We start from the raw sequence: 13992 nt of genomic DNA, 5'->3' as shown, positions 1-13992 counted from the left end.
AACAGAAGCTGTATCATCTTGACAGAGATCAATTGTACCATCTTCACCAGGATTAACTTGTTGTATTAAGTTAACTGTTACTGCCAATCTATTATCGCTTTCGCATGGAGGATCTAATGAAGTAGCAAAATAGGTTTGACCATCAATAAGAGGAGTACTTAAATCCAGAGGAGATGCAGACGAAAAAGATAAGTACCAATTATTTATTCCGCTAGCAACCAAATCACCTACAGTAGGTGTATTACCATCTATGACACAAAATTCTTGTAGACTATCTCCTATTGGCACATCAACAATGCCTACATTAACAAAAACAGATAGTCTTGATGTTCGGCATCCAGTAAAAGGACTTGATTGATCTGCATAATAAATCGTATTATCTGTTAGTACAGTAGTTATATTTAGTGCTGTTCCGCCAGAAGGTGTTAAATACCATTGAACATCATTACCAAATGCTTCTAAATCTTCTAATGTGGCTTCTAAGGCGTTTTCGACACAAACTCCTTGAAAGTTTAAACCTGTGGGAGGACCAAGAATATTGACCAATACTGCTTCTCTTGTTCCACAGGTTCCTGCAGCATTGTCTAAGTAATATGTTTGTCCATTAATTAAAGATTCTGAACCATTGAGCGGGACTGTGCTCGATGGTGTTTCAAACCATGCAACGCCTGCACCTTCATCTGTAGCTTGTAAATCAGATATCAATAATGAATCTAAATCACAAAATGTCTGAACTGTATCAGCAACTGAAGGACATTGTGCAAAACTTTTAAAACACAATAAAAAACTTGTAGTAATTATGAATAGTATTGATTTGGGACTTTTCATTTTAGTTTTACTATGAAGAGGCTTATGTAATCAGAAATACATAGTGATTGAATTTATAAATATTTCATAACATCAATAAGCGGAATTTCATAGGTGTTAGATGATTTAATTAATGGCTTTATACCAAAGGTATGAAATATAAAGTTACGATAAAAGGTTATTTTTTTGGATAAGATACCTTAATTCTTCATTTATGAATTGTTTTATCTAAGAAAAAAGTTGTTTATCTAATAAGTGCCAATGAGATAAGCATCAGAATTATCATTAAACATATAAATAGATACGGCTTTATTTTGAGCCATATCATTGTTGAATTTATAGCTGAAAATTGTTCCAAGAAATGAAGTGGATTTTTTATTTTTAAATGTGTTGACACCATCTAATTTTAACCTATTTAATATGTCAGAGCTTAATAGGTATCCCATTTTGTAACTTTCAGACGTTTCTTTTAAATAATTAGGGTTATATGGCTTAGGATACATGAGATTCAATATTTTGAAACGATTGTATGATACCTTCGTATTATCAGGTATATTTTGAGCATTTAAAACTACTAATTGGATATCGTATTTAGATGACTCTTTTAACAGAAGACTTGTTACACTTAAAAAGACACCAACTCTAGAACTTTCTATTATGACATAATTTTTTTGCGTAGAATCTAAATTTTCTTTGAGATCTTTTGTCTTAAAGCTTCCATTTCTGCTTAATTTTATAAGTTCTACCTCACTAATTTGTTCTTTAAAGGATTTTATATTTACTGAGTGATTTCTATCGTAGAGACAAATAACTTTACCATTTTCATTTTTTAAATAGTTAATCATTTTCTCTTGCATTTCCTCATAAGTAGGTAAGGTCTTTACAATAATTGTTTTACTAGTGTTACTATCTACTTTAGTAATAATAAAAGTACCTAGTTTACTAATGTCATTGTTGTAATTAAAATTGGGTATTGGTTTTATTTTATAGCGAATGGAGTTGTCGTTAGTCTCCTCAAATTGAAGGCTATCAGCTTGTTTTAGGCGTATTAAATTTGGAATCATGTTAGGATGATTCGTTTTAGCAGAAGCTATAGCATCATTAATTCCCTTTAAATAGTCGTCGGCTTTGTTGGTTATATCTGTCGTGTTTTCTGTAGAATGTTCAATCCAAAATATGTCTGTTTTAAAAGGAGTTGTTTTTACAGTTTTATTAGTGATATTTTGCCCGGATGTACTGCTTAATCTAATAGTGTCTCCAGCCATAACCGACGTCTCAAGTTTTGGATTTAATGCTATAAGTTGAGCAGTTGTTATACCAGCTTTCTTGGCAATACTGTAAAGAGTTTCTTTTGGTTTAATAACATATAATTCTTCAGATTCAGTAATTGTATTAGGAGGTTTCTCTGAAATAGTTATCGTTGTATCATTGTTTTTATTCGTATTTTCTTCTGATTTTTTTAAGGTAATTAAAGTGCCAGTTCTCAATACGTCCTTTATTTGAGGATTAAGAGTTTCTAATTCAGTGATAGAAAGATCAAATTGTTTTGATAGTTTAAATTTAGTATCTCCTTTTTTAACTAGATAGGTTTTTGGTGTTATAGTGTTTTTATTATCGGAGACAATAAGTATTTGTCCAATTTCTATAAGATTACCATTTAGGCGGCCTTTGTTTAACTGTCTCAGTTCTTCTATGGGCATATTATAGTTTTGCGAAATTCTCCACAGCGTTTCACCTTTTGCTACGACATGAGTCCCATTTGTCTCAGAAATAGTATTTGTAATTCCGTTTGAAGGAACCCTAAGGTTATGACCAGCTTGGAGTCCATTGCGTATAAATGGATTCAATTCTTCGAGAGCAGTAATACTTATGCCGAAGGATTTTGAGATACCATATTTTGTTTCTCCTTTTGAAACTATGTAGTTGCTATATTCATCAGATATGTCTAACGAACTTGAATTGCTGAATTTAGGAATTAAAAGAATTTCTCCTGTTCTAATAACCTCTTTAGACTCAGGATTTAATTGATATATCGCATCTATAGTTACATTGTATTTTAGAGAAATTCTATAAACATTCTCACCTTTTTTTATGAGATGCTCAATAGTGTTGTTTTGACCATAAGTATATAGCCCAGAAAAAAAAAGCACTAAAGCAATTTTAAAAAAAGTGCTCATTCGCAGAATAATTGAGAGGGTTAAGGATTTACTTATGTAAAAATATTACATTCTAATGGTAATGTAAATCGCCTTTTTTCAAATTATTCATAGTTTATCAACATAACTCAAATTCAGAAGTGAAATGCAATTTAATGTTAGGATATTTCTGTTGTGTCATCTGAATAGAAAATGCTGAATCAGATAAAAAGACCAATTGCCCTTGTTTATCCTTGGCTAAATAGCGTTGTTTCACTCTAACAAATTCTTTAAACTCCTCGCTTTTCTCATCTTCAGGATCTACCCAACACGCTTTATGAACATTAAGGTTTTCGTAAGTACATTTTGCGCCATATTCGTGCTCTAATCTGTATTGAATCACTTCATACTGAAGTGCGCCAACTGTACCAATCACTTTTCTTCCATTGAGTTCAAGAGTAAACAATTGTGCTACTCCTTCATCCATTAATTGATCTATACCTTTATAAAGCTGCTTTGCTTTCATAGGATCTGCATTATTGATATACCTAAAATGCTCAGGTGAAAAACTAGGAATGCCTTTGTAGTTTAGTACTTCACCTTCGGTTAAGGTATCACCAATTTTAAAATTTCCTGTATCTTGTAATCCAACAATATCTCCAGGATAAGAAATATCTACAATTTCTTTTCGTTCGGCAAAAAAGGCATTAGGACTTGAGAATTTTAGTTTCTTATTATGTCTTACATGCAGATAAGGCGTGTTCCGTTTAAACTCACCAGAAACTATTTTTATAAAAGCTAAACGGTTTCTATGATTAGGATCCATATTAGCATGAATCTTAAATACAAATCCTGAGAATTTATCTTCATTGGGTTTTACCAATCGTTCTTCACTGTTTTTTGGTCTTGGCTTTGGAGCAATCTCCACAAAACAATCTAATAATTCTCTAACACCAAAGTTATTTAAGGCAGATCCAAAAAATACAGGTTGTAAATCGCCATTTAAATATGTTTCTTTATCAAATTCTGGATAAATACCTTCAACTAGCTCAATCTCATCTCTTAAAGTCTGAGCTGCATTATCGCCTACAAGTTTATCTAATTCAGTAGATGCAAGGTCATTAATTTCGATAGTTTCTTCTATGTCTTTTCTACTATCTCCACTAAATAAATTAATGTTCTTTTCCCAAATATTATATATACCTTTAAAATCGTAACCCATTCCAATAGGGAAACTAAGTGGCGTTACTTTAAGACCAAGTTTTTGTTCAATTTCATCTAATAAATCAAAAGCGTCTTTTCCTTCTCTATCCATTTTATTGATAAAAACAATCATAGGAATATTACGCATTCTACAGACTTCAACTAGTTTTTCAGTCTGCTCTTCAACACCTTTTGCAACATCAATAACTACAATAACACTATCAACTGCAGTAAGGGTTCTAAACGTATCTTCAGCAAAATCTTTGTGACCAGGTGTATCTAAAATATTTATCTTTATACCATTATATTCAAAAGCTAAAACAGAGGTAGCAACAGAAATTCCACGTTGACGCTCTATTTCCATAAAGTCACTAGTAGCGCCTTTTTTTATCTTATTACTTTTTACAGCACCAGCTTCTTGTATAGCACCACCAAAAAGCAATAACTTTTCAGTTAATGTAGTTTTACCAGCATCTGGATGCGAAATAATTCCGAAGGTTCGTCGTCTGTCTATTTCTTTTTGAAAACTCATATCATCTTAAAATCGGTTGCAAAGATAATATTCTACTGGTCATTTTCTTTATTTTAGTAAATCCTTATAAGTTTTTATTGGATTAGTTGGTATTTTTGCAATCTATGAATGAAGAACATGTTATCCTTGTTAATGAACACGACGAAAAAGTAGGTTTAATGCCAAAATTAGAAGCCCATGAAAAAGCGCTTTTACATCGTGCTTTTTCTGTTTTTATTTTTAATAGTAAAAATGAATTAATGCTTCAGCAGCGAGCATTACACAAGTATCATTCTCCAGGACTTTGGACTAATACTTGTTGTAGTCATCAACGCGATGGAGAAACTAATATTGAAGCAGGGAAACGACGTTTACATGAAGAAATGGGCTTTGTAACAGAATTAGAAGAAGCTACATCCTTTATTTACAAAGCACCTTTTGATAATGGATTAACCGAGCACGAATACGATCATGTAATGACAGGTTATTTTGAAGATAACCCTGTCATAAATCCTAACGAAGTTGCCGATTGGAAATGGATGAAATTAGAAGATGTAAGGAAAGATATAACCTTAAATCCAAGTGAATATACTGCTTGGTTTAAAATAATATTTGATCGTTTTTACGAATTTATAAATGTAAATAACAGATGAGAGTAACCGTCCACAGAAAAGCACATTTTAATGCAGCGCATAGGTTATATCGTAAAGATTGGAGTTTTGAAAAAAACGAATCTATATTTGGAAAATGTAATAATCCAAACTTCCATGGCCATAATTATGAGCTTATTGTTAGTGTTACAGGTGCAATTGATCCTGAAACGGGTTATGTCATTGATATGAAAGTGTTGAAAGACATTATTAAATCTGAAGTAGAAGATGCTTTTGATCATAAAAATCTTAACGTAGAGGTTGAAGATTTTAAAAACCTTAATCCAACTGCAGAGAACATTGCTGTGGTGATTTACAATAAAATAAAACCAAAGTTAGATACTAGTTTGGATTTAGAGATAACGCTTTACGAAACGCCAAGGAATTTTGTAACATATTCAGGGAACTAATATGAATTCAGAATTATATCCACTAAAGTTTTACCCAATTTTGAAAGAGAAAATTTGGGGAGGAAATAAGTTAGCAAAACAACTGAATAAACCATCCAATCAGCAAAATATAGGAGAGAGTTGGGAAATTAGTGATGTAGAAGGCGATACATCAATTGTTGCAAACGGCAGATTAAAAGGTGAATCGTTAAAATCACTTTTATCTAAATATCAACATGCATTGGTAGGAGATAAAAATTACGAGGTATTTGGAGATAAATTTCCTTTGCTCATTAAATTTATTGATGCAAAACAAGATTTATCCATTCAGTTGCATCCAAACGATGAGTTAGCTGCAAAACGACACAATTCTTTTGGTAAAACTGAAATGTGGTATGTAATGCAAGCAGATGAAGATGCCAATCTTATTGTTGGTTTTAACAAAAAGATAACGCCTCAAGAGTATTTAAAACATTTAGAAGAAAAGACCTTGACTGAAATATTGAATTTTGATAAGGTTAAGGAAGGCGATACTTATTTCATCGAAGTTGGACGTGTACATGCCATTGGAGCAGGTGTGATGCTTGCTGAAATTCAGCAGACAAGTGATATAACCTATCGTGTTTACGATTGGGATCGTGTGGATGCTCACGGTAATGAACGCGAATTGCACAATGATTTAGCTATAGATGCCATTGATTTTAACATGGCTAATGATTATAAGGTTAATTACAAGTCTAGTGTTAACAGGTCTAATATAATGGTTGATTGTCCTTACTTTAAAACAAGTCTTTTACCAATAGAAGGCACTATAAACAAAATAAACGATAAGGATTCATTATTTATTTATATGTGTGTTGATGGCGAAGTAAAGATTGAAACTAATACTGTTACTGAGATATTAACTAAAGGAGAAACAGTATTGATACCAGCTTCTGTTAAAGATTTTAATATTGTTTCAAAAGGCGCTAAACTCTTAGAGGTTTATGTGTAATAAATGTTTATTTTTAACTAACAAATAATTGAGATTATGGGAAATATTAGAGATTTAAAAAAGGATATTAATTATGTTTTAGGAGATATTATAGAAGCTGTCTATGTTTGGGAACTTCAAAACCCTGATAAAGACACTAAAAAAAGTGAAGCTATAATAGACGATGCCATTAATACGTTTGACGATCTTATTGCTAAGGTCAATGATAGAAAAGTAGAAAACCGTAAAGCACATTTAAAGGCTGTTAATACAGAATTAGAAGATCGAGGTAGAGGCTTAATCGACAAGATTAATGCTTTAAGCTAAAAACCGATTAAAAGTTTGCAATTTTAATTTTCAAAATTATATTTGCAGCGCTTTTTTGCCGATGTAGCTCAGCTGGCTAGAGCAGCTGATTTGTAATCAGCAGGTCGTGGGTTCGAGTCCCTCCATCGGCTCTTCAAAATTACCTCTCATGCTATTTTAGTGTGAGAGTTTTTTTATTCCTCATTTAATTCAGAAATAAACGTGTTCAGCTCTATTCCGTATAATGAGTTCTTTACATTTTCAGATAAGCCTTTGTAGATAGAATCTATAAATACAGGATTAGCATCTGGGATTTCATAAAGTGCTAAGTAAGGTGCAATTTCACTATCATTATTATTTATGGCAAACTGTATCGTATAGCTATATTTCTTTTTAATCAGTTTGGTAGATTGCTTTGTGAGCGAATCTAATGCCACGCTATCTTTATTTTTTTGAGCTAAAAAACTAGCTTCAATAATATCTAGATTCTGATTGTTATAGCGATTCATCACTTTTAAATACTCATCTAGTAATTTTTGTTGCTTGGATCCAATGATTTCAGCATCGAAGTTAAAGTTCTTTAAAGAGGTGTTTATTTGGGTTATACCTTTATTGGCAAAGAACGGAATCACATTTTCTTCTTTACTGTTTTTATCAAGTTTTAAGAATAAAACTTCTGGTTGAGATAATTCAGATTTTAAGGTGAAATTGGAATTTCCATTAAGACTTGCAGAGTCAAGAGTTACGTAGACAGAATCTTTAAATTTTTGAAGGTATAAGGTTCCTTTCTTTAAACCTTTAACAGTTCCGTTCAGGGTAAAGTCTGCAACAGTTTCTTTCTGACAACTAAGGCAACATATTACTAAAGCTAATACCAATAATTTCTTCATGAAATTTTGTCTTAAAATTTGAAGGCAAATATCTAAAAACTATTCTAGGAATACTAACCTCCAGAAGCAATTTGCATTAAAATAGTACATCCAATAGCTGCAATAGTTCCAATAGCATAACCAAATACAGCTAAAAGAACACCAACTGTAGCTAACGATGGATGAAATGCTGAAGCTACAATTGGTGCAGAAGCAGCACCTCCAACATTAGCCTGACTGCCAACTGCTAAGAAAAAGTAAGGAGCTTTAATGAGTTTAGCTACAACAATGAGAAGTAATGCATGTATTGTCATCCAAACTACTCCAATTACAATTAAACCACTATTTTCAAAGATAAGAGTCAAGTCCATTTTCATACCAATTGATGCGACTAGAATATAAATAAAAACACTTCCAAATTTACTTGCACCTGCACCTTCATAATTCTTAGCTTTTGTATATGATAGTAGAATGGCAATTAGAGTTGAAATACTTATCATCCAGAAAAATTTAGACCCAAGGAAGGTGAAAATATTTCTGACTGTATCTTTTTCAATTTTAGCAACTATAGTATCAAAATAAGGTGCTAAAAAGTTAGAGGCAAAATGCGAAAAACTTACCGCTCCAAAGGCAATAGCTCCAATAATCATAATTTCTGAAAGTGATGGATTTCGCTTAACTTTTTCAGAAAACTGTATTACCTTTTCTTTAAGGTCTTCTATTGAGGACGTATCTGCTTTAAGCCATTTATTTATAGCATTACGCTTACCAATACCGATTAAAATAATGGCCATCCAAATATTGGCTACAACGATATCTACAAATACCATGGCTCCATATTTAGAGGGATTGTATTGATAAATTTCTAACATAGCTGTTTGGTTGGCACCACCACCAATCCAGCTTCCTGCAAGTGTAGATAAACCTCTCCAAACGGCATCAAAATCTGCACCACCAACAGTTTCGGGAGAGAAAAGCGAGATTAGTAGTATTGCAATAGGTCCACCAATAACAATTCCTATAGTTCCAGTAAAAAACATAACTAGTGCTTTCCAACCTAAGTTAAATATGCCTTTTAAATCAATACTTAATGTCATTAAAACTAAGGCAGCTGGTAATAAATAACGACTAGAAACGTAGTATAAGCTCGTACTGTGCTCAATGGTTTCTCCAGCATCATTAGTTGTAGTCCATTCAGGAGCAATTAGACCAAGAGTTGTAAATAATGCAGGAATCATATACGCCATAAAAAGGCCAGGAACTATTTTATAAAATTTTTCCCAAAATCCTCCTTTAAGTGATTCTGTATAAAATACAAATCCTAAGGCGAGCATTAGGAGTCCGAAAACAATTGTATCATCTGTAAAAAGCGGTTGCGTATCCATATAGTTAGTTTAGAGTAGCAAAATACAAATTAAATTAGAGTCTGTAGAGGTATACTAAAGTGTTAATTGATAGTTAAAAATGTTAAGAAATGAAATAAAACTAAAGTTATTACGTCTAATAAGTGTGATAAGCTTAAATAAACAAAAACTGGTTAAAACCACTTCATGTTTTAATAGTTTAGTGTTAGTTAAAGTTGGTTAATAGCGAGAAAAGCCCAGATTTTTTATCTGGGCTTTTCTATTTTTTACAATGAGCAATGAATTATAAAAGTTGTTGTGCTTTCGTTATTTTTTAATTTTAAGCTCACTATCTATTAATTCAATTAACTTTTTTGACGAATTATGTAAATCCATCAAACTGTTTAAAGTTGGTATCCTTGTATCTAGATTTATTTTCAACAAAACCAAGAATTCGCTATCTCTACTCAAGGCTTCATAACTATTTGGAATAGCATAATTTCGATAGCTGAAGTCCTTAAAATTAGCTTGTATATATGGGAACCACATATTTGTTAAGCTATTTCGGTCATAAACTTGTTGCTGTTCAAATCTCTTCTTAAGCTTTTCGTAATAGAAAATAAGCTCAGTTTCCAATTCTTTATTTTTCAAGTTACCCAATCCAATTTCTTTAATTTTTTCATATCCAGTTACAGTAATTGATATACCATTAAGCGTATTGCATTTACCAATTTTGTAATTGTGAGTAGAATCTAATACTACTTTTTTTTCCAGAGTTTCTATTAATTCTTCTTGAATTTTTATTTCGTTTTCAGCTCTATCGATAATTTTAGGTGTTTCGAGATTATCCGTTCTCAAATTGTCTCGAATTTCTATTAAGGATTGCTCGATAGATTTTCTCTTTTTATTGTTTTCATTCCAATTATTAATCTGAAGTGCAATCAAGATTCCTAAAACGACAAGAATAATTTCTCCAATTGCATAAATCAGGTACTTACTGAATTTATTTTCAGTCAGCATTTTTTGTCTAATTTTTCTAAAGAATTTTATCATTCTACCACCTAATAATCGCACTTCCCCAAGTAAAGCCACTACCAAAAGCGGCGAGCACAACAGTGTCTCCTTCCTTTACTTTACCTTCTTCCCAAGCTTCAGTCAAAGCAATAATCACTGAGGCAGCAGTAGTGTTACCATATTTCATAATGTTGTTAAAGACTTGGTCATCACGTAAACCAAATTTCTTTTGTATAAACTGCGCAATTCTTAAATTGGCTTGATGTGGTATAAGCACATCGATATCCTCTTTTTGTAAACCGTTAGCCATTAAGCCTTCCATAATGACTTCACTAAAGCGTACTACAGCATGTTTAAATACAAAAGTGCCATCCATATACGGGAAATAGGATAAATCCTCTTCGCCACCTTCTAAGATTTCAGGAACCCAATGCCTAATACTTGGTGATTCTACAATTAATTTGTCGGCATATTTGCCTTCACTATGTAAGTGTGAAGATAAAATTCCTTTAGTGGTATCTTCTTCTCTAGATAAGACACAAGCACCAGCACCATCGCCAAAAATTACTGTGACACCACGACCACGTGTTGTTTTATCCAAACCATTAGAATGGTATTCTGCACCAACAACAAGAATGTTCTTGTACATTCCTGTTTTTATAAATTGGTCGGCAACCGAAATTGCATATACAAACCCAGAACACTGATTTCTAATATCTATAGCTCCAACGTTTGGCATGTTGAGCATGTCTTGTAATTGCACACCACATCCAGGAAAATAGTAATCTGGTGTCATGGTTGCAAACACAATAAAATCAATGTCATCCTTATCTAAACCAGAGCGTTCTATAGCCATTTTAGATGCTTTTGCGCCCATAACAGCAGAGGTGTCTTCTGTACCTTCTTTAATCCATCGACGTTCTTTAATTCCTGTGCGTTCTTGGATCCATTCGTCACTGGTATCCATCCATTGTTTTAAATCATTATTGGTTACTACATTTTCAGGGACATATTTTCCGAGTCCAGTGATTTTAGAATTGTACATATAATTAGTTTTTATTCAGTCTTGCAATTTAAGTAAATAGTCGTTAAAGGTATTTGATAAGCTATTTTAAAAACTATGCATGCATAGTATTACAAGGCTTTTTGCTCTAATTTTAACAGCATATTAAACTAAAAACCTTGTAAATTAAGTATCTTCATGTCCACTAATTTAATCATTCTTCATCATGAAAACTACACTTAAGTTTATGCTTATCTTTTTTATCTGTTTTGGATATGCTCAAGATAACTTAACCTATCAAACACCTCCAAAAGAAATACTCGATTTAGCAGATGTTAACCTTGCTCCTGGCGTACAAATAGATAGTAAAGCTGAGAATATGGTTTTATTTTACAGAAACCAATACAAATCTATTGCAGAGCTATCTGAAACCGAATTACGTTTGGCAGGTCTTCGTATTAATCCGGTTACTAATATTGGTAGTAGAACCACCTTTTACACTAACCTAAAGGTAAAAAAGGTAAGTGAAACCGAGGCAAAACAGGTTTCTGGATTACCAGACAATCCAAGATTATCCGGATTTAGTTGGTCTCCGGATGAGTCAATGATAGCCTGTTTAAATACTACAAGAAAAGGTGTTGAAGTTTGGGTTTTAGATATTAATAAAGCTTCTGTTAAGAAAATTACTGAGGCTAATATTAATGCTAATATGGGCAGCACCATTCGTTGGTTTAAAGACAATAAAAATTTACTAGTTAAGGTTCTTCCTTCGGATAGAAAACCTTTAATAAATACGAGTGTTGCTGTACCAACAGGACCTACAGTTTCTGTGAGTGATGGAACCAAAGCACAAAATAGAACCTATCAAGATTTATTAAAAACACCAAATGATGAGTTTAACTTTGAGCAATTAGCACGTTCAGAACTCAAAAAAGTATCTATTGATGGTGTTATGGAAAATTTTCTTCCAGCGAATATGTACAATGGTGTAAGTTTTTCTCCAGATGGCGAATACGTTATGATTACCACTATTAAAAGACCATTTTCTTACTTAGTAACCTATAGACGTTTTCCTAGTGAAAGTCATATTTATAATGCGAGTGGAAATTTAATAACCATGGTTAACGAAGTGCCTTTGGACGAAGTAAGACCAAAAGGTTTTATGTCTACCAGAATGGGAAAACGTAGTATGCAATGGCGAGGAGATAAACCATCTACACTAGTTTGGACAGAAGCTTTAGATCAAGGAGATCCTGCACAAGAGGTTGAATTTAGAGATGCACTTTACGAGGTAAATGCACCTTTTAAAGGAAAACCTCGTCTCATGCTTAAAACAATGCAACGATTTGGAGGTGTAGAATGGGGAAATGATAATACTGCTATTGCTTATGATTATTGGTGGAATACAAGAAACCTTAAAACCTATATGTTTAATCCATCGGATGCCAACCAAAAACCAAAACTTATTGGAGATCGAAATTACCAAGACGTCTATAGTGATCCAGGAAACTTTGTAACCTCAAAAAATGAATATGGTCGTAACACACTAGAAATAGATGGTTCTAAGCTCTATCTAATGGGAGATGGCTATACTAAAGAAGGTCAGTTTCCATTTATTGATGAGTTTAATATGAAAACGACCAAAACCAATAGGCTTTACCAATCTGAATATACAGATAAGTTAGAACGTTTAAACTCGGCTTTAGATCTTAAGAAAGGTAAAATTTTAGTGCGAATAGAGTCGCAGACAGAGTATCCTAATTACTACATAAGAAACATTAATAAAAAGGACGATTTAGAGGCTATAACTGCTTTTGAAAATCCGTTTAAAAGTATTGAAGATGTAGATAAACGCGTCATTAGTTATAAAAGAGATGATGGATTAGACTTAGAAGGTACGCTGTATTTACCACTAAATTTCGAGAAAGGTAAAAAATATCCAATGGTGCTTTGGGCTTATCCAAGAGAGTTTAAAGACAAATCTAGTGCGTCTCAGAGTACAACAAATCCTAACGAATTTATTTATCCTTATTATGGTTCACCAATTTATTGGGTTACGAGAGGTTATGTGGTTTTAGACGATGCTGCTTTTCCTATTGTTGGTGAAGGAACAGATGAACCAAACGATACCTTTAGATCACAATTAGTAGGTAATGCCAAAGCGGCTATCAATGCCGTAGATGATTTGGGTTATATAGATCGAAATAAAGTTGCTGTTGGTGGTCACAGTTATGGTGCATTTATGACGGCTAATTTATTATCACATTCCAATTTATTTGCTGCAGGAATTGCTAGAAGTGGAGCTTATAACAGAACACTTACACCTTTTGGATTTCAAAGCGAAGAACGAAGCTATTGGGAAGCGCCAGATATATATTACAACATGTCGCCATTTATGCATGCAGACAAAATGAAAACACCTTTGTTGTTAATTCATGGTGTGGCAGATAATAACTCAGGGACGTATCCTTTACAAAGTGAACGTTATTTTAATGCTTTAAAGGGATTAGGAGCTCCAGTACGTTTAGTTATGTTGCCGAAAGAAAGTCATGGTTACAGAGCAAAAGAGTCTATTATGCACATGCTCTGGGAGCAAGATCAATGGTTAGAAGAGCATGTGAAAAATAATGATGAAACAATTGAGAAAAGAGAAGAAAAAATAAAGAATTAAATGTATGAGACTATAAATAAAAGAGTCGTTCTGAAAAGAGCGACTTTTTTTATGTCATCTTGTCACAATTTTAGACTTGGTATTTTATTTGACTAAGTCTATGCAGTATATAAATTAT

Annotated in this window: 12 protein-coding genes and 1 tRNA gene; 6 read left to right on the top strand and 7 right to left on the bottom strand. The window is 32.7% G+C overall.

Going from position 1 to position 13992, the window contains the following annotated elements; translation table 11 throughout:
* The 3 genes from RM697_RS11615 to RM697_RS11605 all read right to left on the bottom strand — a co-directional run.
* On the bottom strand, nt 1-828 hold an 828-nt coding region (locus RM697_RS11615; RefSeq protein ID WP_311428064.1), incomplete at its 3' end, for an immunoglobulin domain-containing protein.
* 227 nt (nt 829-1055) lie between these two features.
* Nucleotides 1056-2984, bottom strand: a complete 1929-nt coding sequence (locus RM697_RS11610; RefSeq protein ID WP_311428063.1) for a muramidase family protein — start codon at nt 2982-2984, stop codon at nt 1056-1058.
* A gap of 97 nt (nt 2985-3081) precedes the next feature.
* Complete coding sequence (locus RM697_RS11605; RefSeq protein ID WP_311428062.1) at nt 3082-4677, bottom strand: peptide chain release factor 3; 1596 nt, start codon at nt 4675-4677, stop codon at nt 3082-3084.
* A gap of 104 nt (nt 4678-4781) precedes the next feature.
* Here RM697_RS11605 and idi point away from each other — a divergent pair, with 104 nt between their 5' ends.
* The 5 genes from idi to RM697_RS11580 all read left to right on the top strand — a co-directional run bounded on the left by idi (nt 4782) and on the right by RM697_RS11580 (nt 7126).
* Nucleotides 4782-5309: an isopentenyl-diphosphate Delta-isomerase gene (gene idi / locus RM697_RS11600; protein WP_311428061.1), complete on the top strand. Its 528-nt coding sequence runs from the start codon at nt 4782-4784 to the stop codon at nt 5307-5309.
* Nucleotides 5306-5716: a 6-pyruvoyl trahydropterin synthase family protein gene (locus RM697_RS11595; protein WP_311428060.1), complete on the top strand. Its 411-nt coding sequence runs from the start codon at nt 5306-5308 to the stop codon at nt 5714-5716. The genes idi and RM697_RS11595 overlap by 4 nt, the downstream gene beginning before the upstream one ends.
* 1 nt (nt 5717) lies before the next feature.
* On the top strand, nt 5718-6689 hold the full coding sequence (locus tag RM697_RS11590; protein WP_311428059.1) for a type I phosphomannose isomerase catalytic subunit: 972 nt from the start codon (nt 5718-5720) through the stop codon (nt 6687-6689).
* Nucleotides 6690-6725: 36 nt separating this feature from the next.
* Nucleotides 6726-6995 carry a hypothetical protein gene (locus RM697_RS11585; protein ID WP_311428058.1) on the top strand — a complete coding sequence of 90 codons (270 nt, stop codon included), beginning with the start codon at nt 6726-6728 and terminating at the stop codon, nt 6993-6995.
* A 57-nt stretch (nt 6996-7052) separates the two neighbouring features.
* Nucleotides 7053-7126, top strand: a tRNA-Thr gene (locus RM697_RS11580).
* 42 nt (nt 7127-7168) lie between these two features.
* Here the strand turns inward: RM697_RS11580 and RM697_RS11575 are convergent.
* From RM697_RS11575 to RM697_RS11560, 4 genes are all read right to left on the bottom strand, one after another.
* A complete protein-coding gene (locus tag RM697_RS11575; protein ID WP_311428057.1) occupies nt 7169-7864 on the bottom strand; it encodes a DUF4369 domain-containing protein in 696 nt (231 codons plus the stop codon).
* Between the two features lie 53 nt (nt 7865-7917).
* A complete protein-coding gene (locus RM697_RS11570) occupies nt 7918-9228 on the bottom strand; it encodes a DUF819 family protein (RefSeq protein ID WP_311428056.1) in 1311 nt (436 codons plus the stop codon).
* Nucleotides 9229-9513: 285 nt separating this feature from the next.
* A complete protein-coding gene (locus tag RM697_RS11565; protein WP_311428055.1) occupies nt 9514-10239 on the bottom strand; it encodes a DUF6090 family protein in 726 nt (241 codons plus the stop codon).
* A 1-nt stretch (nt 10240) separates the two neighbouring features.
* Nucleotides 10241-11245, bottom strand: a complete 1005-nt coding sequence (locus tag RM697_RS11560) for a 3-oxoacyl-ACP synthase III family protein (RefSeq protein ID WP_311428054.1) — start codon at nt 11243-11245, stop codon at nt 10241-10243.
* 184 nt (nt 11246-11429) lie between these two features.
* Here RM697_RS11560 and RM697_RS11555 point away from each other — a divergent pair, with 184 nt between their 5' ends.
* Complete coding sequence (locus RM697_RS11555) at nt 11430-13874, top strand: alpha/beta hydrolase family protein (protein ID WP_311428053.1); 2445 nt, start codon at nt 11430-11432, stop codon at nt 13872-13874.
* The last annotated feature ends 118 nt before the right edge of the window (nt 13875-13992 follow it).

The organism is Microcosmobacter mediterraneus (genome assembly GCF_031846265.1).
Classification (GTDB): Bacteria; Bacteroidota; Bacteroidia; order Flavobacteriales; family Flavobacteriaceae; genus Microcosmobacter; species Microcosmobacter mediterraneus.
The sequence above is the reverse complement of the archived record's forward strand: the minus strand, read 5'-3'. Positions and strand labels throughout refer to the sequence as shown.

Coding starts and splice junctions, on each gene's coding strand:
- RM697_RS11610 (WP_311428063.1), bottom strand. CDS start 2,984: ATGAGCACTTTTTTTAAAATTGCTTTAGTGCTTTTTTTTTCTGGGCTA.
- RM697_RS11605 (WP_311428062.1), bottom strand. CDS start 4,677: ATGAGTTTTCAAAAAGAAATAGACAGACGACGAACCTTCGGAATTATT.
- idi (WP_311428061.1), top strand. CDS start 4,782: ATGAATGAAGAACATGTTATCCTTGTTAATGAACACGACGAAAAAGTA.
- RM697_RS11595 (WP_311428060.1), top strand. CDS start 5,306: ATGAGAGTAACCGTCCACAGAAAAGCACATTTTAATGCAGCGCATAGG.
- RM697_RS11590 (WP_311428059.1), top strand. CDS start 5,718: ATGAATTCAGAATTATATCCACTAAAGTTTTACCCAATTTTGAAAGAG.
- RM697_RS11585 (WP_311428058.1), top strand. CDS start 6,726: ATGGGAAATATTAGAGATTTAAAAAAGGATATTAATTATGTTTTAGGA.
- RM697_RS11575 (WP_311428057.1), bottom strand. CDS start 7,864: ATGAAGAAATTATTGGTATTAGCTTTAGTAATATGTTGCCTTAGTTGT.
- RM697_RS11570 (WP_311428056.1), bottom strand. CDS start 9,228: ATGGATACGCAACCGCTTTTTACAGATGATACAATTGTTTTCGGACTC.
- RM697_RS11565 (WP_311428055.1), bottom strand. CDS start 10,239: ATGATAAAATTCTTTAGAAAAATTAGACAAAAAATGCTGACTGAAAAT.
- RM697_RS11560 (WP_311428054.1), bottom strand. CDS start 11,245: ATGTACAATTCTAAAATCACTGGACTCGGAAAATATGTCCCTGAAAAT.
- RM697_RS11555 (WP_311428053.1), top strand. CDS start 11,430: ATGAAAACTACACTTAAGTTTATGCTTATCTTTTTTATCTGTTTTGGA.